Origin of the sequence: Cellulomonas sp. Leaf334, from assembly GCF_001424195.1 — a bacterium.
Taxonomy (GTDB): Bacteria; Actinomycetota; Actinomycetes; order Actinomycetales; family Cellulomonadaceae; genus Cellulomonas.
In genome coordinates this window covers 351839-372748 of the sequence record NZ_LMOO01000006.1, presented here as the reverse complement: position 1 = coordinate 372748, position 20910 = coordinate 351839, and the positions used below count along the sequence as shown (strand labels likewise).

Annotated in this window: 16 protein-coding genes; 3 read left to right on the top strand and 13 right to left on the bottom strand. The window is 73.0% G+C overall.

Annotation, left to right across the window (positions count from 1 at the left end):
* Window positions 1–40: 40 nt before the first annotated feature.
* The 6 genes from ASF78_RS16320 to argC are packed head-to-tail and all read right to left on the bottom strand — an operon-like array spanning window position 41 to window position 6035.
* Complete coding sequence (locus ASF78_RS16320; RefSeq protein WP_055921844.1) at window positions 41–571, bottom strand: arginine repressor; 531 nt, start codon at window positions 569–571, stop codon at window positions 41–43.
* Window positions 571–1500: an ornithine carbamoyltransferase gene (gene argF, locus ASF78_RS16315; RefSeq protein WP_056591688.1), complete on the bottom strand. Its 930-nt coding sequence runs from the start codon at window positions 1498–1500 to the stop codon at window positions 571–573. Before argF ends, ASF78_RS16320 begins: the two co-directional genes overlap by 1 nt.
* Window positions 1497–2789, bottom strand: coding sequence for an acetylornithine transaminase (locus tag ASF78_RS16310; RefSeq protein WP_082495130.1), 1293 nt, complete (start codon window positions 2787–2789; stop codon window positions 1497–1499). Before ASF78_RS16310 ends, argF begins: the two co-directional genes overlap by 4 nt.
* Window positions 2786–3760 carry an acetylglutamate kinase gene (gene argB / locus ASF78_RS16305; RefSeq protein ID WP_056591685.1) on the bottom strand — a complete coding sequence of 325 codons (975 nt, stop codon included), beginning with the start codon at window positions 3758–3760 and terminating at the stop codon, window positions 2786–2788. The genes ASF78_RS16310 and argB overlap by 4 nt, the downstream gene beginning before the upstream one ends.
* Entirely contained in the window at window positions 3757–4974 is a 1218-nt protein-coding gene (gene argJ / locus ASF78_RS16300; RefSeq protein WP_235518640.1) for a bifunctional glutamate N-acetyltransferase/amino-acid acetyltransferase ArgJ, read from the bottom strand. Before argJ ends, argB begins: the two co-directional genes overlap by 4 nt.
* Window positions 4971–6035, bottom strand: a complete 1065-nt coding sequence (gene argC / locus ASF78_RS16295) for an N-acetyl-gamma-glutamyl-phosphate reductase (protein ID WP_200940634.1) — start codon at window positions 6033–6035, stop codon at window positions 4971–4973. The genes argJ and argC overlap by 4 nt, the downstream gene beginning before the upstream one ends.
* A gap of 81 nt (window positions 6036–6116) precedes the next feature.
* On the opposite strand from argC, the gene ASF78_RS16290 reads away from it, so the two are divergent.
* The 3 genes from ASF78_RS16290 to ASF78_RS16280 all read left to right on the top strand — a co-directional run bounded on the left by ASF78_RS16290 (window position 6117) and on the right by ASF78_RS16280 (window position 9195).
* Window positions 6117–7100 (top strand): quinone oxidoreductase, encoded by a 984-nt coding sequence (locus ASF78_RS16290; RefSeq protein WP_056591679.1) that lies wholly within the window; start codon window positions 6117–6119, stop codon window positions 7098–7100.
* The gene (locus tag ASF78_RS16285; RefSeq protein ID WP_369816340.1) at window positions 7097–7846 is read left to right on the top strand and encodes a DsbA family oxidoreductase; all 750 of its coding nucleotides are present in this window, start codon (window positions 7097–7099) and stop codon (window positions 7844–7846) included. Before ASF78_RS16290 ends, ASF78_RS16285 begins: the two co-directional genes overlap by 4 nt.
* Before the next feature lie 62 nt (window positions 7847–7908).
* Entirely contained in the window at window positions 7909–9195 is a 1287-nt protein-coding gene (locus tag ASF78_RS16280; protein WP_056591824.1) for a TrpB-like pyridoxal phosphate-dependent enzyme, read from the top strand.
* A 52-nt stretch (window positions 9196–9247) separates the two neighbouring features.
* Here ASF78_RS16280 and ASF78_RS16275 read toward each other — a convergent pair whose 3' ends face one another.
* The 7 genes from ASF78_RS16275 to rplT all read right to left on the bottom strand — a co-directional run bounded on the left by ASF78_RS16275 (window position 9248) and on the right by rplT (window position 20871).
* A complete protein-coding gene (locus ASF78_RS16275) occupies window positions 9248–14188 on the bottom strand; it encodes an ExeM/NucH family extracellular endonuclease (protein WP_056591674.1) in 4941 nt (1646 codons plus the stop codon).
* Between the two features lie 197 nt (window positions 14189–14385).
* On the bottom strand, window positions 14386–16944 hold the full coding sequence (gene pheT, locus ASF78_RS16270; RefSeq protein WP_056591671.1) for a phenylalanine--tRNA ligase subunit beta: 2559 nt from the start codon (window positions 16942–16944) through the stop codon (window positions 14386–14388).
* The gene (gene pheS / locus ASF78_RS16265; RefSeq protein ID WP_056591668.1) at window positions 16944–17987 is read right to left on the bottom strand and encodes a phenylalanine--tRNA ligase subunit alpha; all 1044 of its coding nucleotides are present in this window, start codon (window positions 17985–17987) and stop codon (window positions 16944–16946) included. The genes pheT and pheS overlap by 1 nt, the downstream gene beginning before the upstream one ends.
* Window positions 17988–18230: 243 nt before the next feature.
* On the bottom strand, window positions 18231–18863 hold the full coding sequence (gene thpR, locus ASF78_RS16260; RefSeq protein WP_056591664.1) for an RNA 2',3'-cyclic phosphodiesterase: 633 nt from the start codon (window positions 18861–18863) through the stop codon (window positions 18231–18233).
* A complete protein-coding gene (locus ASF78_RS16255) occupies window positions 18860–19678 on the bottom strand; it encodes an RNA methyltransferase (protein ID WP_235518639.1) in 819 nt (272 codons plus the stop codon). Before ASF78_RS16255 ends, thpR begins: the two co-directional genes overlap by 4 nt.
* A 7-nt stretch (window positions 19679–19685) precedes the next feature.
* Complete coding sequence (locus tag ASF78_RS16250) at window positions 19686–20336, bottom strand: hypothetical protein (RefSeq protein ID WP_056591660.1); 651 nt, start codon at window positions 20334–20336, stop codon at window positions 19686–19688.
* Window positions 20337–20487: 151 nt separating this feature from the next.
* Window positions 20488–20871: a 50S ribosomal protein L20 gene (rplT, locus tag ASF78_RS16245; RefSeq protein WP_056591658.1), complete on the bottom strand. Its 384-nt coding sequence runs from the start codon at window positions 20869–20871 to the stop codon at window positions 20488–20490.
* Between the last annotated feature and the right edge of the window lie 39 nt (window positions 20872–20910).

Genomic DNA, 20910 nt, shown 5'->3' with positions numbered 1-20910 from the left:
TCTTCTCTCTTCGGGGGGTCAGTGCGGGAAGGGTCTGGGGTCAGTCTGACGGACGGGTCCGCGACGGCGTGTCGGTCGCGAGCGCGAGGAACCGGGCGGCCAGCGCGACGCCGGTCTCCCCCTCGCGGGCGATGACCAGGACCGTGTCGTCGCCCGCGATCGTGCCGAGCACGGCGGGCAGGACCGAGTGGTCGATGGCCGATGCGAGGAACTGCGCAGCACCCGGCGGCGTCCGGAGCACGACGAGGTTGCCCGACGCCTCCGCGGTCACGAGGAGCTCGGCGCACAACCGGGCGAGGCGGGCGGCGAGCATCTCCTCGTCCGGGCCCGCGGCGGGCGTGCGCAGGCCACCCTCCGCGGGGACGGCGTACGCGAGGGCGCCGGACGGGGTCCGGATCTTGACGGCACGCAGCTCGACGAGGTCGCGCGAGAGGGTCGCCTGCGTGACGGTGACGCCCTCCGCGGTCAGCAGCTCGGCCAGCTGCTGCTGCGAGTGGACCGTGCCACGCGTGAGCAGCGCGGTGACCAGTGCGTGCCGGGCCGCCTTGGTGTGCGGGACGGTGACGCTCATCAGACCTCCACCAGCCACGACAGGAGGGCCTTCTGGGCGTGCAGGCGGTTCTCGGCCTCGTCCCAGACGACCGACTGCGGGCCGTCGAGCACCTCGGCGGTGATCTCCTTGCCGCGGTAGGCGGGCAGGCAGTGCAGGACGAGGGCGTCCGGGTGCGCGAGGGCCATCGCGGCGGAGTCGACGCGGAACGGCACGAACGGCGTCTCACGGTCGGCCGCCTCCGCCTCCTGCCCCATCGAGACCCAGGTGTCCGTCGCGACGACGTCCGCCCCGGTCACGGCCTCGGCCAGCGAGTGCACGACCATAACGGAGCCCCCGGTGCCCGCCGCGATCGCGGCGGCGTCCGCGAGGATCGACGCGTCGGGCAGGTAGCCGTCAGGCGTGCCGACCCGCACGTGCAGACCCGCCGTCGCGCCGCCCAGCAGGTACGAGTGCGACATGTTGTTCGCGCCGTCGCCGACGTAGGCGAGCGTCAGCCCGGCCAGCCCGCCGACTCCCCCGCGGTGCTGCGCGACCGTCGCGAGGTCCGCGAGGATCTGGCACGGGTGGAAGCTGTCCGTGAGCGCGTTCACGACGGGGACGCCCGCGTGCTCGGCCATCTGCTCGAGCCGCTGCTGCGAGAACGTGCGCCACACGATCGCCGCCACCTGCCGGCCGAGCACCCGCGCGGTGTCCTCGATCGACTCCCGCTCGCCGATGCGTGCCAGCTTGCCGTCGACGCTCAGGGGGAAGCCGCCCAGCTCCGCGATGCCGGCCATGAACGAGACCTGGGTGCGCAGCGTCGGCTTGTCGAAGATGACGGCCACCGCACGCGGACCGGTCAGCGGCGTCCGGATGAACCGGTCGTCCCGGAACGCGAGAGCCAGCTCGAGGACATCCTTCTGCTCACGGGGGCTGAGGTCGTCGTCGCGCAGGAAGTGCCGGGTCATGAGAGGTCCTGCGGGACGCTCGCGAGGAAGTCGACGAACTGACCGGCCTGTTCCTGCGTGAGCAGGAACGGTGGTGCGAGGCGGATGGTCGACGGGGTGCACGGGTTCACGATGAAGCCCGCGTCCAGCGCGCGGGCGGCGACGGCGGCGGCCACCGGCGCCGTGAGCTCGATGCCGATGAGGAACCCCTCGCCGCGCACCTCGCCGACGAGGGGGTTTCCGGTGCTCCCCAGCTGCTCGCGCAGTGCCGCCCCGAGCGAGCTGACGTGGTCCAGGAGCCCGTCACGCTCGATCACGGCGATCGTCGCGAGCCCGGCGGCCGACGCGACGGGGTTCCCCCCGAACGTGGTCCCGTGCTGGCCGCGGCCGAGCAGCGTCGCGGTCTGCTCCCCGTAGGCGAGGAGCGCGCCGACGGGGAAGCCTCCCCCGAGCCCCTTCGCCACCGTCACCGCGTCGGGGACGATGCCGCCGCCGAGGTGCGGGTGCTGGTGGGCGAACCAGGCACCGGTCCGGCCCATCCCGGTCTGCACCTCGTCGAGGATCAGCAGGGCGCCGTGCTCCGCCGTGAGCGTGCGGGCGAGCGCCAGGTAGCCGGGCGGGAGCGGCCGGACCCCGGCCTCCCCCTGGATCGGCTCGACGAACAGCGCGGCGATCTGGTCGCCGTCGACCGCGAACGCGGCCTCGAGCGCCTCGGTGTCACCGAACGGCACGAACTCGACGCCGGCGGGCAGCGGCTCGAACGGCTCGCGGTACGCCGCCTTGTGGGTGAGTGCGAGGGCACCCATCGACCGGCCGTGGAACGAGCCCTCGAGCGCGAGGATCCGCGGGCGGTCGGCGCCGCCGTTGCGGCGGGCGAGCTTGAACGCGGCCTCGTTGGCCTCGGTGCCGGAGTTGGTGAGGAACACCCGCGACCCCTCGGGGGCATCGGCGAGGGCGAGCAGCCGCTCGGCGAACGCGATCTGCGTCGGGCTGCCGAAGAAGTTCGAGACGTGGCCGAGGGTGCCCAGCTGCGCGCTGATCGCCGCGGTGAGCGTCGGGTGCGCGTGACCGAGCGAGTTCACGGCGATCCCGCCGAGCAGGTCGAGGTAGCGGGTGCCGTCGGCGTCCCACACGTACGGGCCCTCGCCGCGGACGAGCACCCGCTGCGGCGGACCGAACGTGTCCATCACGGCGTGCGAGTACCGGTCGGTCCACTGCGCGAGGGAGCCGTCCGCGGCCAGGACCGGCAGGTTCGCGTCCGTGGCCTCCGGGGACCGGTGCCGTGCCCGGGCGTTCTCGAGCGCGGTCACAGGGTCACCTCGGGGTCATGGGGGATCACGGGGATGGGGGCCGTGAAGGGGGCGTCGGCGGGCTCCTCGTCGGGCAGGACCATGGTGCCGATGCCGTCGGACGTGAAGACCTCGACCAGGATCGAGTGCGGTGCGCGTCCGTCGATGACGTGGGCTCGGCCGACGCCGCCCTCGACGGCCCGCCAGCACGCCTCCATCTTCGGGCGCATCCCGGCGTCCAGTCCGGGAAGCAGCTCCGCGAGCGAGCTCGCCGAGATGCGGCGCACGAGCGAGCTCGTGTCGGGCCAGCTGGTGTAGAGGCCCTCGACGTCCGTGAGCACGATGAGCTTGCGCGCGCCGAGCGCGACCGCGAGCGCGGCGGCGGCGGTGTCCGCGTTGACGTTGAGGACGGTCGTCGGGTCGTCGAGGTCGGGGGCGACGGTCGAGACGACGGGGATGCGGCCGGCGTCGAGCAGGTCGAGCACGGCGCCGGGGTTGACCTTGACGACGTCGCCGACGAGCCCGATGTCGACGCTCTGGCCGTCGACGAGCGCGGTGCGGCGACGCGCCTGGAACAGCCCGCCGTCCTCGCCGGACAGGCCGACGGCGTGCGGTCCGTGCGCGTTGAGCAGCCCGACGAGCTCCCGGGAGACCTGACCGGTGAGCACCATCCGCACCACGTCCATGGCCTCGGGCGTGGTGACGCGCAGACCGCCGCGGAACTCCGACTCGATGCCGAGCCGGTCGAGCATCGCGTTGATCTGCGGTCCCCCGCCGTGCACCACGACCGGCTTGAGGCCGACCTGGCGCAGGAACACCATGTCCTGCGCGAACGCGCGCTTGAGGTCCTCGTCGATCATCGCGTTGCCGCCGTACTTCACGACGACGAGCGCGCCCGCGAACTTCTGCAGCCACGGCAGGGCCTCGATGAGGACCTCGGCCTTCTGGTCCGCGCGCAGGTCGGTGCGGGTGTTGAACGTGAAGTCGCTCATGTGGAGTACGCGCTGTTCTCGTGGACGTAGTCGTGCGTGAGGTCGTTGGTCCACACGGTGACCACCTCGCCGCCCGCGTGCAGGTCGATGAGCACGTGCACCTCGCGGTTCGCGGCCAGGTCCACCTCGGACCGGGGCCGGAACGCGCCGCCCGCCTTGCACACCTGGACGCCGTTGATGGTGACGTCGAGCTGGTCGGGGTCGAATGCGGCGACGCTCTCCGGCACGGTCCCGACCTGCGCGAGCACACGGCCCCAGTTCGGGTCGTTGCCGAACATGGCGGCCTTGAACAGGTTGGAGCGGGTCACCGCCCGGGCGACCGCGAGCGCGGCGTCCTGCGTCTCGGCGCCCATGACCGTGACCGCGATGTCGTGCGTGGCACCCTCCGCGTCGGCGACCAGAGCCCGGGCGAGCTCGCCGCAGACCTGGGTGAGCGCGGCGGTGAACCCGGCGGGGTCCGGGATCGCACGGCTGGCGCCCGAGATCATCAGGGTGACCGTGTCGGAGGTCGACATGCAGCCGTCGGAGTCGACCCGTTCGAACGTGTCCGCCACCGCGGCTCGCAGAGCCGCGTCCGCGGTCTCGGCGTCCACGACGGCGTCCGTCGTGATGACGCACAGCATCGTCGCCAGGCCGGGGGCGAGCATCCCCGCACCCTTGGCCATGCCCCCGACGGTCCAGGCGCCCCGGTCGCCGTCGACGTGCAGGTGCGCGGTCTTGGCGACGGTGTCGGTGGTCATGATCGCGACGGCTGCGTCGGTGCCGCCCTCGGGCGAGAGCGCCTCGACGGCGATGCCGATGCCGTCGAGGATCTTGTCGATGGGCAGCCGCTCCCCGATCAGACCGGTCGAGCAGACCACGACGTCGCCCGCGGAGATCTCCAGCACGGCGCCGACCGTCTCGGCGGTCAGGTGCACGTCGAGGAAGCCCTCGGGGCCGGTGCACACGTTGGCGCCGCCGGAGTTGAGCACGACCGCGCTGACGACGCCGTCGGAGACGGCCTGGCGGGACCAGACGACCGGCGCGCCCACGACACGGTTCGTGGTGAACACGGCCGCTGCAGCCTGCGACGGGCCGTCGTTGACGACGAGCGCGAGGTCGGGGCGCCCCGACGCCTTCAGCCCGGCGGTGATGCCCGAGGCGCGGAAGCCGGCCGCCGCGGTGACACCGGGTGAGGGCAGGGCGGCTGTCCCTGTGTCCAGCGAGGTGGTCACGGTGCGACTCCGTCCAGGGGAAGGCCGAGCGTCTCGGGGAGCCCGAGCGCGAGGTTCAGGGACTGCAGGGCGCCGCCGGCGGTGCCCTTGACCAGGTTGTCGATCGCGGTGACCGTCACGACGCGGCCGGCGCGCTCGTCGACCGCGACCTGCACGAGCGCGGTGTTGGCACCGAGTGTCGCAGCGGTGGTGGGCCACTGGCCCTCGGGCAGGAGGTGCACGAACGGTTCGTCGGCGTAGGTCTGCTCCCACGCGGACCGGACGGCCGCCGGGTCGACGCCTGCGGCGAGGCGCGCCGTGGCGGTCGCGAGGATGCCGCGGGCCATGGGCACCAGCGTCGGGGTGAAGGAGATCGTCACCTCCGCGGCGCCCGCGGACCGCAGGTTCTGCGCGATCTCGGGGATGTGCCGGTGCGTCCCACCGACCGCGTACGGCTGGGCGGCGCCGAGCGCTTCGCTGGCGAGCAGGTGCGTCTTGAGGGACTTCCCCGCTCCGGAGTAGCCGTTGGCGAGCACGGCGACGAGGTCGGTGGGCTCGATCAGTCCCGCGGCGATGCCCGGCTGCAGACCGAGGGAGACGGCGGTGACGTTGCAGCCCGGCACGGCGATCCGCCGCGCTCCGGCGAGGACCGCCCGCTGGCCGGTCGCGGTCCGCTCCCCCGGGTGCAGCAGCTCGGGGAGCCCGTACGGCCAGGTGCCCGCGTGGGGGCTGCCGTAGAACTCCTCCCAGTCCGCGGAGTCGACGAGCCGGTGGTCGGCGCCGAGGTCGACGACGATCGCACCGTCCCCGCGCGCCTCGAGCTCCGCGGCGATCGCACCGCTGGCGCCGTGCGGCAGGGCGAGGACCACCACGTCGTGCCCGGAGAGCTCCTCGACCCCGGTGGGTGCGAGCACCCGTCCCGCGAGCGAGCGCAGGTGCGGCTGGTGGGCACCGAGCAGCGTGCCGGCGTTGGAGTGCGCGGTGAGGGTGCCGATCTGCGCCTCGGGATGCGCGAGCAGCACGCGGAGCATCTCCCCGCCGGCGTACCCGCTGGCACCCGCGACTGCGACCGTGAACGTCATATGCATGAACATACACAAGGCTGCACGAAGATACGAACGACTTCCCGGGAAGATCGTCGCTCGTCGACGCGTTCCGCCAACGTGCGCGCCATCCGAGCCACCGCCGCGGGCGGTCCCGACGTCCTCGAGCTCTCCGAGCTCCCCGACCCCGAGCCGGCCGCCGACGAGGTCCTCGTCCGCGCCGCCGCCGCCGGGGTCAACTTCATCGACACGTACCGCCGGTCCGGCGTGTACCGGATGACGTTCCCGCACGTCGTGGGCTCGGAGGGTGCCGGGACGGTCGTCGCGGTCGGCGCCGACGTCAGCGCGATCGCCGTCGGCGACCGGGTCGCGTGGTCGTCGGCACCCGGCTCGTACGCCGAGCTCGTGGCGGTGCGGGCGTCGAAGGCACTCCTCGTACCCGAGGGGGTCTCCGACGAGGTCGCCGCCGCGCTCCCGCTCCAGGGCCTCACCGCGCACTACCTGGTGACCTCCACGTTTCCCGTCCAGGCCGGCCACGACGTGCTGGTGCACGCAGCCGCAGGCGGTGTCGGTCTCCTGCTCACGCAGCTGGCGGCGCAGCGGGGTGCCCGAGTGATCGCGACCGTTGGCAGCGTCGAGAAGGAGCACCTCGCCCGCGAGGCGGGCGCCGCCGACGTGATCCGGTACCGCGAGCTCGACGACCTGACGCGAGACCTTCCTGCCGAGGTGCGGGCGCTGACCGGCGGCCGCGGGGTGCACGCCGTCTTCGACTCCGTCGGCAAGGACACGTTCGACGCGTCCCTGGCCTCGTTGCACCGCCGCGGGACGCTCGTCCTGTTCGGCGGCTCGTCCGGTCCCGTCCCGCCTGTCGACCCGCAGCGGCTCAACGCGGCCGGCTCGCTCTTCCTGACGCGCCCCACGCTCGACGACCACATCGCCACGCGCGACGAGCTCGACTGGCGCGCCCGCGAGCTGTTCGACGCGGTCCGCGCCGGCGCTCTCGACGTGCGGGTCGGCGCCACGTTCCCCCTGGCCGACGCGGCCGACGCCCACCGCGCGCTCGAGTCGCGCTCCACCACCGGAAAGGTGCTCCTGCTCCCGTGACGATCAACGTCCTTCCTTCTGTGCCCCGGATACGCACGTTGAACGTCGAGGTCTGGTCCGACATCGCCTGCCCCTGGTGCTACATCGGCAAGCGGCGCTTCGCCACGGCGCTGGCCGACTTCCCGCACCGCGAGCACGTCGAGGTGACCTGGCGGGCCTACGAGCTGTCGCCGAGCACGCCCGTCGGCCCGGGGATCCCCGAGATCGACGCGCTCGCGCGGCACAAGGGCATCCCGCGCGAGCAGGTGACGCGGATGTTCGCGCAGGTCACCGACGTGGCGGCGGGTGAGGGGCTCGCGTACGACTTCGACCGGGCGATCGCCGCCAACACGTTCGCGGCGCACCGCCTGGTGCACCTCGCGCGGACGACCGGCGGGTCCGACCTGGCCGAGCGGACGCTGGAGGCCCTCTTCTCGGCGCACTTCGAGCACGGCGCCGACCTGGGCGACGACGAGACCCTCGTGCGGATCGTCAGCGGCGCGGGCGTCGCCGCCGACGCCGTCCGTGCCGCGCTCGCCGACGGCACCGGGGCCGACGCCGTCCGTGCCGACGAGGACGAGGCGCGTGCCCTGGGCGTGACGGGGGTGCCGTTCTTCGTGGTCGACCGGCGCATCGCCGTGTCCGGCGCGCAGCCGGCCGACGTGTTCACGCAGCTGCTCGACACGGCGTGGCGCGACGCGAACCCTGTCCAGGTGCTGGCGACGGCCGACGGGGCGGCCTGCGTCGACGACTCCTGCGCCATCTGACGCCTCGGGAGTCGGGCGATACGGTGGCGCTGCGCACCGACGCGCCCCACCCGGAGGCTCTGATGACGACGTCGCTCCTCGACACCCTCGGCGTGACCGTCCCCTCGACGGTCCCCACGCACTGGTACAACCTGGCCGCGGACCTTCCGTCGCCCTGCCCACCAGCCCTGCACCCCGGCACCCGGGAACCGCTGACGCCGGACGACCTGGCGCCGCTGTTCCCGATGGCGCTGATCCTGCAGGAGGTCAGCACCGAGCGCTGGGTCGAGATCCCGGAGCCTGTGCGGGAGATCTACGCCCTGTGGCGGCCCTCGCCGCTGATCCGCGCCCGTCGCCTGGAGCGCGCCCTCGGCACCCCGGCGCGGATCTACTACAAGTACGAAGGCGTGAGCCCGGTCGGGTCGCACAAGCCGAACACCGCCGTCGCGCAGGCGTACTACAACGCCGCCGAGGGCATCACGAAGCTCACCACCGAGACGGGCGCCGGGCAGTGGGGTGCGTCGCTGGCCATGGCGTGCGCGCTGCTGGGACTGACCTGCGAGGTGTGGCAGGTCCGCGCGTCCTTCGACGCCAAGCCGTACCGCCGCATGCAGATGGAGACGTACGGGAGCATCTGCCACCCGTCGCCGTCGGACCTCACCAACGCCGGCCGCGCGATGCTCGCGGCCGACCCGGAGACCACCGGCTCGCTCGGCATGGCGATCAGCGAGGCCGTCGAGGCCGCCGCGACGGACCCGGACGCGCACTACTCGCTGGGCAGCGTCCTCAACCACGTCCTGCTGCACCAGAGCGTCATCGGCCAGGAGGCCCTCGCGCAGCTCGACTCGATCGAGGAGAGCGCCGACGTCGTCTTCGCGTGCGCCGGAGGAGGCTCGAACCTCGGCGGGCTCGCGTTCCCCTTCCTCGGGCGGAACCTGCGCGACGGGACGACGACCCGCGTCGTCGCCTGCGAGCCGGCCGCGTGCCCGTCGCTGACGCAGGGCGAGTACCGGTACGACTTCGGTGACGTCGCCGGCCTCACTCCCCTGCTGAAGATGCACACGCTCGGCAAGGACTTCGTGCCGCCACCCATCCACGCCGGCGGACTGAGGTACCACGGGATGGCGCCGATGGTGTCGCACGCCGTCGAGCTGGGGCTGATCGACGCGATCGCCGTCGACCAGGAGACCGCGTTCGCCGCCGGGATCGAGTTCGCCCGGGCCGAGGGCATCATCCCGGCACCGGAGTCGACGCACGCCGTCGCGGGGGCCATCGCGCACGCCCGTGCGGCCACCGGCCCCGAGACGATCGTCATCGGCCTGTCCGGCAACGGGGTCCTGGACCTGCCCGCCTATCACGACTACGTGTAGCGACGCCGAAGGCCCGCACCCTGCCTTCAGGGTGCGGGCCTTCGTCATGCGGTCAGCGAGTGGTGACCGGTGCGCTCGTGCTCGGGCTCACGTTCGCGGTGTCGCTCGGGACGAACGTCGCCGTGTACGTGTGCTTGCCCGAGGGCACGGTACCGATCGCGATGCCGAGCACCACGTTCAGGCGCTTGACCACCGTGCTGCCCTCGCGGATCTCGATCGTCCCGGACGGCACCCGGCCGTTGTCGGTCGCGACCGTGGCGATGGCGACCGACGGGATGAACCAGAAGCCGGGGGTCACGGTCAGCCCCGTCGTCGTCGTCACCTTGTCGACCACCACCGTCACCGGAGCGGACTCGGAGCCCGCCACGGTGCTGGTGCCGGCGTACCGCGCCACCACCTCGTAGGTGCCCGCCGGGGTGCTCGCCGGGAGCCGCAGCGAGGCGGTGCCGTTGCGCAGCGTCGACGTCCCGAGCACCGTCTGCCCCGAGACGAACTCCACCGAACCGGTCACCCTCTCGTCGGACACGACCGTCGCGGTCAGCAGGACCCGCGAGGTCGAGCCGTACACCTGGCTCGACGGCGAGGCCGTGAGCGTGGTGGTCGACGACGGGATGCCCGCCTCGACGGACAGCGGGAGAGTCACCGTGGTGCCGCTCGGGGTGGCCACGAGGGTGAGCGTGTGCGCACCCGCGCTCGTGCCCGCCGGGATGGTCACCGAGACGTCGGCGTTGCCGCCGCTGACCTGTGCCGTCCCGATCGAGACGCCGTCGAGCTGGACGTCGAGGCTGGTGTTCAGCGGCGAGCCGAGGCTGGTCAGGTCCAGCTTGGTCACCGGGAACGCCAGCGTGTCACCGGGCGCCACCGTCTCGGGCAGCTCCGGCACCCCCACGGCCTGGCGGGCGAAGTCCGGGGACAGACCCGGGTTCGCCTCCAGGTAGGAGATCCAGCCGTCGCGGTCGATCAGGCCCGAGTCGCGAGCACCCGTGCCGTCGTTGAAGACCCGGAAGTTGTCGCCCCCGGTGATGAGGAACGAGAACGTGCCGATCCGGTAGTCCGCCGCCGGGTCGATCGGCTGCCCGTCGACGGTCACGGACGTGATGTGCGAACCCAGCGCAGCCGCCGGGTCGTACGTGTACGTGACGTTGTCCGACAGGCCGAGCTGCAGGTACGGCCGCGACGGGATGGTCCCGTCCGCGTTGGTCTGCCACTGCTGCTCCAGCATCGTGACCACCTGGGCGCCCGTGAGGGTCGTGGTCCAGAGGTTGTTGACGAACGGCAGGACGCCGTTGGCCTCGGCCGTCGTGATCACCCCGTCGGGCGCGTAGTACAGCTCCCCCCGCAGACCGCCGGGGTTGACGACGCCGATCTGCGCGCCGCCCAGGTTCTCCGGAGCGAGCGTCTCCCGCAGCGCGTTGGCGACGAGGTCGCCCAGCGTCGACTCGCTCGCGCGGTCGTCACGGGCTGCCACCGGCGCCGTGTAGCCGGTCGGTCCGTACGTGCCACCCGTGAAGGCGGTGGTGATGTCGGCCGTGACCGAGCCGACCGGGACCGAACCGACCACGTTCGCGTAGGCCAGCGCCTCCTGGACGATGCCGTTGACCGTCGCCACGCGCGGGTACGTCGCGACGAGCTGGGCAGCGAACGCCGCCTCGTTCTGTGCCGGGGTGTTGCCCGGGACTGCCGGAGCGACGAGCCGGGGCACGTTGGTCTGCGTGTGCGCGACGACCTCGCCGCTGGCGGGGTCGAACGTGAGGACGACCTTGCCGAGGAACTCGCCGTAGCTGCCGGTCTGGAGGACCGGTCGCGTCGTGCCGGGTTCGCCGGGGACCGGGGCCTCCCACGCGTACTGCTTGTGCGTGTGGCCGGTGAAGATGGCGTCCACCGCGGCGGAGGTGTCGTTGACGATCTCCGCGAACGCCCCACCGGCCGCGAGCTCCTCCTCGAGGGTCGCACCGTCGGGCGTACCCGCACCGGCCCCCTCGTGGTAGCTCGCGACGAGCACGTCGGCCTCGCCGTTCGACTCGTCGCCGTCGCTCAGCTGCGCGGCGACGCGGTTGACCGCCTCCACCGGGTCACCGAACTCGAGCTGGGCGATCCCGGCCGGCGTGACCAGCGACGGGGTCTCCTGCGTGACCGCACCGATCACGCCGACGGACACGCCCTCCAGCTCGAGGATCGTGTACTCCGGCAACGCCGGCGTCGTCGTGCCCGTGAGGTAGACGTTCGCGCCCAGGTAGTCCCACCGGGCGTTGGTGCCGCCCGCGATGACACGGTCGGTGAGGTCCTGGAAGCCCTTGTCGAACTCGTGGTTGCCCACGGCCGACGCCTCGAGCTCCAGCGCGTTGAGCACGTCGATGGTCGGCTGGTCGTCCTGGACCGCCGAGGCGAAGACCGACGCGCCGATGTTGTCGCCGGCCGACAGGAACGCGACCGGACCGTCCGCGGCCGCCCGCTCCTGCTCGACCGTGCCCGCGAACTTCACGGTGTTGGCGTCGATCCGGCCGTGGAAGTCGTTGATGTCGAGCAGCGTGACGTTGACGGGCTTCGCTGCACCGTTGACCAGGCCGACGAGCATCGGGTCGTGGTCGGAGGACCGGTAGGCGTTCGACTCGTAGAAGAGCGTGCCGTGGTAGTTGTACCGGTCGTACTGCAGGGCGATGGACTCCTCGGCGTTGATCTCCCAGATGTCCGCGCCGGTGGCCCGCTGCATGGCGGGGCCATTGAGCAGCACGTGGTCGAGCGAGCCGGACAGACCGCTGAACGAGTACGAGAACTGACCGTCGGCGAGCGCGGTCGCGGCGTCGGTGTACCCGGCGTCGTAGAGCGCCTGCATCGGGTCCTCGAGCGTGTACGCGTTGAAGTCGCCGATGAGCGCGACAGCCTGCGCGTCGCCCTGGACCGTCGGGACCCAGTCGCGCAGCGCCGTGGCCTGCCGGACGCGCGACTCGTTCGAGGCGCCCTGCCCGTCGCCCGCGTCGGCGTCACCCGGCCACGGACCCGCGGAACCCTTGGACTTGAAGTGGTTCACGGCGACGAAGAACGGCGCACCCCCGCCGACCGGCGTGAACACCTGGCCGATGGGCTCGCGAGCGTTGCCGAACGCCTGGTCGTCCTCGCTCTGGTCGCCCAGCGCGCGCGACTCCCCCGTCCGCTCCACGGCGGCGGGCTTGTAGATGAGGGCGTTGGTGATGACGTCCTGGCCGGCGGCCGGCGGCAGCTCGGTGGACGACGGGACGAACGCCCAGACGTCCGAGCCGGCCGCGGCGTTGAGGGCGTCGACCAGGGTGCCGAGCGCCTCGTCCGCGACCCCGTCCACGCGCGCCGAGTTCTCGATCTCGAGCAGGCCCACGACGTCGGCGTCGAGCGCGTCGATCGCGGCGACGATCTTGTCCTGCTGGCGCTGCAGGTCGTCCGGGTCCCACGCCCCGCGCGGGTCGCAGCCGCTGTTGACGGTGACCGGGTCACCGGTGCGGTCCTTGAAGGACGTGCAGCCGGCGGTCGTCGCGCCCAGGGTGGTGAAGTAGTTGAGCACGTTGAAGGACGCGACCTTCAGGTCGCCGCCCACGGCGGTCGGCGCCGTCGTGCGGTCGTTCTCGAACGTCACCGACGCGGGCCCGGGGACGGTGGGGTTGAGCTTCCAGACGTTGTTGCGGAAGTCGACGACGACCGGGGCGGTGATGGTCGCAGCGGCGCCGACGCGGACCGGGTTGGTCAGCGAGACGTACGGAGGTGTCAGCCCGGAGCTGGCGGCGGACAGGAAGTTGGTGGACGACCCGTCGTCGAGCACCACGCCACGCGCGGCGTTGTCCGCGGCGGCGGCGAGCGCCTCGGCCGAGCCGGGACGGCCGACCTCGGTCGGCTGCAGGAGCGGCAGGGTGCCGGCCGCGAGACCGACCTCGCCGTACTGGTTGGTCGAGAACGTGTTGGTGATCGTGAGGTCACCCGTCGGCTGGAACAGCATCGACTCGAGCGCCTCGCGTGCGGCGTCCGTGCTCGGCCACGCCGCGGAGACCGGGGTGACCGGGTCCGCAGCAGGCAGGTCGACCAGGCCGGCGGCGTCCGCCACGGTGATCTCGGTGAGCCCGTTGAACTCGGACACGACACCGGTCACCTGGACGTGGTCACCGATGGCGACCGACCCGGCGGTGGCCGAGGAGAACACGAAGACGGCGTCGGACGCGCCGGGCGTCGCGTCGGTCGCCCCGCCGGTGCCGGCCGTCTGGATCACGTAGCCGCTGAAGCCACCGGTCGGGTAGGCCGCGGTCACGACGCCGTCGGTGGTCACGGTCTGCCCGGCGAGCGGCGACGTCGCGCCCGTGCCCTGGACCTCGGCGATCGTGGCCGCGACCGGGGTCGGATCCACGGGTCCGCTGCCGGCGACACCCGGCGTGGGCGTGGCGGCGGTGAAATCGGCCGCGTTGTTCGCGGTGTTGGTCAGCGTCGCGTCGCGCGTGACCGACTGGGTGTTCGACGCGCCGAGCGCCGGTCCGCTGCCTGCGAACGCCGTCGCGGCGGCGCCGTAGCCGACGAGGTCGACGACCGAGCCGTCTGCCGCGCACGCCACGCCGCCTCCGCACGCCAGAGCAGCCGTCGAGGACACGAGGGCGACCTTGCCGGCCGTCCCGCTCATGGCGATGGCGCCGGTCGCGCTCCCGGTCACCGGTGTGGTCCCGCCCGCGCCCGCCGCTTCGACGACGACATAGGCGGCACCGGGAGCGATCTCGCCCGTGAGCGGCGTCGTCGCCCAGGCCACACCCGCCGACGAGGCGTACTGCACGGACCAGCCCGAGAGGTTCACCGGGGCGGGGCTCGCGTTCACCAGCTCGATGAAGTCGTTGGTGAACGTGGCGCCGCTGTTGCCGCCGCCGCCGTACACCTCGTTGATCAGGACCCGTGGCGTGGTGCCGACCGCGGCCTGCGCAGCGCCGGCCGTGATCACCCCACCCGTCAACGTCAGAGCGAGGGCGGCGATGCCCCCGCTGATCGACTTCATCGCAGGACGCACGTCGAGCTCGCTTTCGTCGGGAACGCACAAAGGGGCCGCTCGTGACGGCCTGGACAACTGTCGCTGTTCGCCCGATTCGTGGCAACTACTCGCCGGTAACTATTGAGTGAACACATCCGATGATTTGTCCGGGTACGACGCAGCCCCCGTCGACGAGATGGTCGACGAGGGCTGCGGTCCGAACCTCAGGCGCGCAGCGACGCCCCGAACCGGCGGTGCGCCTCGGCCACGATCGACTCCCGGACCGTCGCCGACTCCTGAGCGGTGAGCGTCCGGTCGGCGGCGCGCAGACGGAGCGAGAACGCCAGGGACTTGTGCTCCTCGCCCACCTGCGGGCCGGTGTACACGTCGAACAGCCGGACCTCCTCGACGACGTCCCCGACCGGGCTCGCCGCAGCACCGACCCGGACCACGTCGAGCACGTCGGCGGCCGGGACGGAGGAGGCGACCACGAGCGCGACGTCCTCCTTGTTCACCGGGAACGTCGAGACCGGCACCGCCTGGACGGGATCGGGCGACGCCGCCGCCAGCACCACGTCGAGGTCCAGCTCGAACGCGGCCGCACGCGCCGGCAGACCGAGCGCGGTGACGACGTTCGGGTGCAGCTCGCCCGCGTGGCCGACGAGGGTGCCGTCGGCCGTCGTCAGGCGCGCGCACCGACCCGGGTGCCACGGCGCGTGGTCGGCGTCGGCCGACGCGGTGAGCTCCACACCGACGACGTCTGCGACCAGACGCGCGGCCGCGATCGCGTCGGTGTGGTCGGCCCGACGACCGGGCCCCCACCAGCCGGCGGGCTCGCGGACCCCCGCGAGGACGCCGGCGACACGGCGCGGCTGCGGTGGCACGGCAGCGTCGATCGCCGCCAGCTCCTCGTCGGACGGGCGGACACCTCCGGGCAGCCGTGGGGCCGCCGGCGCACCCTCGACCGGCCGGGTGACCAGCCCGAGCTCGAAGATCGCCAGGTCGTTCTCGCCCCGGCTCACGTTGCGGCGTGCCGTGTCGAGCAGGGTGACCAGCAGGTTGGTGCGCAGGTACGGCTGCTCGTCGGAGAGCGGGTTGACCAGCTTCACCGCACGGCGACGGGCGTCGTCCACGGGCAGGCCCAGCGCGTCGAGCTGGTCCGTCCCCACGAACGGGTAGCTGAGCACCTCGACGAGCCCGGCCTCGGCCAGCGCGCGCGCGACCGAGCGTCGGGCACGCTGGCCCGCGGTCAGACCCGCACCGGCCGGGGCGACAGGAAGCGTCGACGGGATCGCGTCGTACCCGCGCAGGCGCGCGACCTCCTCGACCAGGTCGACACCCGCGACGAGGTCGGGGCGCCACGACGGCGCTGTCACCGTGACCGCGTCGGCGCCGGCGTCGGCCACCTCGCAGCCGATGGACACCAGCGTCGCGCGTACCTCGTCGGCCGTGAAGGGCACGCCGACCAGCCGGGCGGGCAGGTCGAGGGCGAGCTCGAACGACGGCACGGGCACGCGACGGTCGAGGTCCGTCAGCGGGCCCGCGACGCCGCCGCCGTGCTCGACCAGGAGCGCGACCGTCCGTGCGACCGCCACCGGCGGCAGCGCGGGATCGGCACCGCGCTCGAACCGCTTCGCCGCCTCGCTGGGCAGCTTGTGGCGACGAGCGGCACGCGCGACCGTGATCGGGTCGAAGTGGGCGGCCTCGACGAGCAGGTCGGTCGTCGTGGCGCTGACCTCGCTGTCCCCGCCACCCATGACGGCAGCGAGACCGATGGGCCGGGCGCCACGCACGCCACCCGGGCTGTCCGTGATGAGCAGGTCCTCGGGGTCGAGGGCGCGGTCGACGTCGTCGAGCGTCCGGATCCGCTCCCCCGCGTTCGCGCGCCGCACCACGATCGGCTCCGACAGGTGCGCCAGGTCGTAGGCGTGCAGCGGCTGCCCGAGGTCGAGCATCACGTAGTTGGTGACGTCGACGGCGAGGCTGATCGGCCGCATGCCGGCTTGCTGCAGCCGGCGCTGCATCCACGCGGGCGACGGGTCGTTCGCCCGCACGCCGCGCACGACCTGCGCGACGAACCGGTCGGCGCCGGGGACACCGTGGATCGGGGCGACGTCGTCGATCTCGACCGCGAAGCCGCCACCGGCCGGGCGCTCGTCGCCGGACGGCAGGCCGTGGTCGGTGAACACCGCCCCGGTCGACAGTCCGTACTCGCGCGCGACCCCACGCATCGAGAAGCAGTACCCGCGGTCCGGGGTCACGTTGATCTCGAGGACCTCCTCGCCGAGGCCGAGGAGCTCGCGCGCGTCCGTGCCGACGGGCGCGTCCAGCCCGAGCTCGGACAGGACGATGATCCCGGTGTGGTCCTCACCGAGGCCCAGCTCGCGGGCCGAGCAGATCATCCCGTCGGACACGTGCCCGTACGTCTTGCGCGACGCGATGGCGAACGGCCCGGGCAGGACCGCGCCGGGCAGCGCGACGACCACCCGGTCGCCGACGACGAAGTTGTGCGCACCGCACACGATGCCTCGAGGATCGCCACCGGGCTCGTTGTGCTCCGGACCGACGTCGACCCGGCACCAGTTGATCGTCTTGCCGTTCTTCTGCGGCTCCGGCGTCAGCTCCACGACCTCGCCGACGACCAGCGGACCGGTCACGGCGGCGGCATGGATCGCCTCCTCCTCCAGACCGACGCGGACGAGGTCCGCCGCCAGCTGCTCGGCCGTCAGGCCGGCGGGGAGCTCGACGTGCTCGGCGAGCCACGTCAGGGGGATGCGCGGCATCAGATCTCCGTCCCGAACTGCAGGGAGAAGCGGACGTCGCCCTCCACCATGTCGTGCATGTCGGCGATGCCGTGGCGCAGCATCAGGGTGCGCTCGATGCCCATGCCGAACGCGAAGCCGGAGTAGACCTCGGGGTCCACGCCGACGGCCCGCAGGACGTGCGGGTTGACCATCCCGCAGCCGCCCCACTCGATCCAGCCGGGTCCGCCCTTCTTCTGCGGGAACCACAGGTCCATCTCCGCGCTGGGCTCGGTGAACGGGAAGAACGACGGGCGCAGGCGCGTGCGCGCCTCGGGTCCGAAGATCGCCTGCGCGAAGTGGTCCAGCGTCCCCTTCAGGTGCGCCATGGTCAGGCCCTTGTCGATCGCGAGGCCCTCGACCTGGTGGAACACCGGGGTGTGCGTCGCGTCGAGCTCGTCCGTGCGGAACACCTTGCCCGGGCACGCGATGTACACCGGCAGCTCACGCTCCAGGAGCGTGCGCGCCTGCACCGGCGACGTGTGCGTCCGCAGCACGAGTCCCGGCTGGTCCACGAAGAACGTGTCCTGCATCTGGCGCGCCGGGTGGTCCACACCGAAGTTCAGCGCGTCGAAGTTGAACCATTCCGCCTCGAGCTCGGGACCCTCCGCGATCTCCCAGCCCATGGCGACGAAGAAGTCGGCGATGCGCTCGGACAGCGCCTCCAGCGGGTGCCGTGCGCCGCGCGGGTGCCGGTCGGTGGGCAGCGTCACGTCGACGGACTCCTCGACGAGGACCCGCTGGTCGCGCTCGGCCTCGAGCTCGGCCTGCCGGTCCGCCAGCGCACGGGCGAGGCGGCCCTTGGCCTGGCCGAGGAGCTTGCCCGCGGTCGCCTTGTCGGCGGGTGCGAGACCGCCGATGGCGCGGTTGGCGAGCGCGATCGGGCTGCGCTCCCCCACGTGCTCGAGCCGGGCGGACTTCAGGGCGTCGAGGTCGGCGGCGGCCGCGAGGGCCTTCAGCGCGTCCTCGACGGCGGACTCGATGCCGTCGGCGTCGAGCGGGGACAGGGCGGTGTCGTCGGACATCCTGACCTTCCAATGGTTCTGGGCGGCCTGCACGCGAGGGCGCGCGGCCTTGGCCTGCACGCGACGGCACGGCCAGCGGACAAGTCTAGAGGCGCCCGACCCAGGTCATGGCGGCCGGTCCAGCGGTGGACGGCCTGCTCACGTGCGCGTCAGTGGCGCGGCCCGGGAACGGGCCCGGGAAATCGGCGACCACCGGCCGCCTGCGCACGCGCTGTCATGGTTGCCATGATGCCACGGCGGCGGCTACCGCCCCAGCGCAAAGGTGTCGACCCGCTCGTACAACGGTCCCCCGCCGCGACCGGCGCCCGGCTGCGACGACACCAGGGTCAGCTCGTCGACGAGCCAGCGCGGACCCTCGTAGACGGCGAGCGCGCGCACGAGGCTCGCCGCGACGTCCTCGTCCTCCGGGACGCGTGCGTCGGGCTTCTGTCCCGGCCGTGACGAGCGCCGCCGCGGTGGCCTGCTCCCGGGACGCACCCGCCCGACGGTCAGGTGCGGGCGGTCGCGGGGCCGGTTGTCGGTCACGCCGACCGCCGCCTCCCCCGCCTCGACGCACCCGCGCGTCACCGCGCGCTGCGTCTCCAGGTCACCGCCGACCCCGACCCAGAGCGTCCGGTGCGAGAACACCCCGGCGCCACGCAGCGCCAGCTCGTAGGGGTCGATCCCCGCGGCGAGCTCCGCGAGATCCGCCGCCAGACCCGGCACAGCACCCTCGGGGACCTCGCCGTAGAACGCCACGGTGAGGTGCCAGGTCTCCCGCGCGGACCAGCGGACCGCGGACGACGTGCCCGCCGGGGCACCCCGTACGGACGCGAGAGCCAGGTCCAGGTGGTCGAGGACGTCCTGCGGCGGCCACACCGCGGCGAAGAGCCTCATCGCTGCGCCCGCGAGCTCGCGTAGAGGCAGACCGTCGCCGCCGTCGCCAGGTTGAGCGACTCCGCGCGGCCTCGGATGGGGACGCGCACGACCGCGTCCGCCAGCGCGCGGTCCTCCTCGCGCAGTCCCCACGCCTCGTTGCCGAACACCCACGCGGTCGCGCGCGCGAGGTCGGGGACGCCGTCCGGTGCGTGGCCCGCGACGTCCAGCAGGTCGTCGAGGTCGTGCTCACCGGCGCCGTCGGCCGCGAGCACCGTCAGTCCGGCGGAGCGCAGTGTGGCGACCGCGGCCGCCAGGTCAGCGCCGGTGATGACCGGCAGGTGGAACAGCGACCCCGCCGTGGACCGGACGACCTTCGGGTTGTGCACGTCGACGCTCTCCGCGGTGAGCACCGCGGCGTCGGCCCCGGCCGCGTCGGCGGCCCGGATCACCGTCCCGGCGTTCCCGGGGTCCCGGACGTTCGCCAGCACAGCGACCAGTCGCGGTCCGGTCAGGTCCGACAGCGTGTGCGACGTGAGCGACGCGACGGCCACCACCTGCTGCGCGTCGGGGCTCATCGCGTCGAGCACCTCCGCCGTCCCGACCGACACCCGGATGTCGCGCTGGTGGGCACGGTCGACGATCTCGGGGTACCGCTGCGCCGCCTCCGCGGTCACGTAGACGTCGTGCACGTCGGCAGCCAGCACCGCCTCACGCACCGCCTGCGGACCCTCGACGACGAACCGCCCCGCCCGCTGCCGGACCGACCGGCTGGTCAGGGACCGGACCGCCTTCACCCGCTCGGCCCGGGGATTGGTCAGGGTGGGGGTGCTCACCGGGACATCATCGCGTGCCCGGCGACCTCGCCGGGTCCATCAGGCCGCGCCGGGTCGGGTCGAGCAGTGCCGCGACGTCCGACCAGAACGGGACCCGCAGCGGGGGCGCGGCCTGCTCCGGGTCGTGTCCTGAGAACACCCGGCCGACGTAGTGGGCGAGGTCGTGACCCACGACGGAGACGATGCTCCGCTCGACGGTGAGCACCGGCACCTCCGGCAGGGCGTCCACCGCAGGCAGGTAGCACCACGCGACCAGCGGGACGAGCGCGGGCACCCTCGCCAGCTCTGCGCGGGCCACCGCCTCCCGCGTGTCGTCCTCCACCGGGCGCGCACCCCAGCGCGCAGGCCAGAAGTCGTGCTCGAGGACATCGGCGACCACTCCGTCGACGGGAGCCTGCAGGCGCCTGTGCAGGGACCGGACGGACCCCGTGCGCCAGTTGGGCCACTGCGGGCCGCGCGGCATCCCGATGCTCAGGAACGCGCGGTGCACCGGCGCGAAGCGGAAGCCGAACCGCCCCTCGACGCGCTCGACCTCCTCGGCGGTCAGCCCCGCGGCGATCGGCTCACCCGAGAACGAGAGCAGGTCGTGAGCCTCGACGGCGACGTCCCACGCCCGACGCGCAGGCGCGCCGTCGACCCGTCGGCGTGCGGGATCCACGTGCTCAGGAACAGACCGTCGGCGACCGCACGGCCGGAGCATAGCGAAGCCCCCGCGAGCACAGGGCTCCGGGGGCTCCGGGGTTCACCGAGCCACCGCCCGGCCCCGCGGCGAGGCGGGTCGGGCGGTCGGGCTCAGCGACGAACGAGGGTCACGCAGCCTTCGGCGCGTTGACGTCCTCGGGCAGCGCGGCCTTGGCGGCCTTGACGAGCGTCGCGAACGTCGCGGCGTCGTTCACGGCGAGGTCGGCCAGCACGCGGCGGTCCACCTCGATGCCGGCGAGCTTGAGGCCCTGGATCAGGCGGTTGTAGGTCAGACCCTGCTCGCGGGACGCAGCGTTGATGCGCTGGATCCACAGCTTGCGGAAGTCCTGCTTGCGCACCTTGCGGTCGCGGTACGCGTAGACGAGGGAGTGGGTGACCTGCTCCTTCGCCTTCCGGTACAGGCGCGACCGCTGACCGCGGTAGCCCGCAGCGCGCTCGAGGGTTGTACGGCGCTTCTTCTGGGCGTTGACCGCCCGCTTCACGCGTGCCACGTGATGCTCCTTGCTTGTCTCAGGCTCGGACCGAGTGAC

Coding starts and splice junctions, on each gene's coding strand:
- ASF78_RS16320 (WP_055921844.1), bottom strand. CDS start 571: ATGAGCGTCACCGTCCCGCACACCAAGGCGGCCCGGCACGCACTGGTC.
- argF (WP_056591688.1), bottom strand. CDS start 1,500: ATGACCCGGCACTTCCTGCGCGACGACGACCTCAGCCCCCGTGAGCAG.
- argB (WP_056591685.1), bottom strand. CDS start 3,760: ATGAGCGACTTCACGTTCAACACCCGCACCGACCTGCGCGCGGACCAG.
- argC (WP_200940634.1), bottom strand. CDS start 6,035: ATGACGTTCACGGTCGCAGTCGCGGGTGCCAGCGGGTACGCCGGCGGG.
- ASF78_RS16280 (WP_056591824.1), top strand. CDS start 7,909: ATGACGACGTCGCTCCTCGACACCCTCGGCGTGACCGTCCCCTCGACG.
- ASF78_RS16275 (WP_056591674.1), bottom strand. CDS start 14,188: ATGAAGTCGATCAGCGGGGGCATCGCCGCCCTCGCTCTGACGTTGACG.
- pheT (WP_056591671.1), bottom strand. CDS start 16,944: ATGCCGCGCATCCCCCTGACGTGGCTCGCCGAGCACGTCGAGCTCCCC.
- pheS (WP_056591668.1), bottom strand. CDS start 17,987: ATGTCCGACGACACCGCCCTGTCCCCGCTCGACGCCGACGGCATCGAG.
- thpR (WP_056591664.1), bottom strand. CDS start 18,863: ATGAGGCTCTTCGCCGCGGTGTGGCCGCCGCAGGACGTCCTCGACCAC.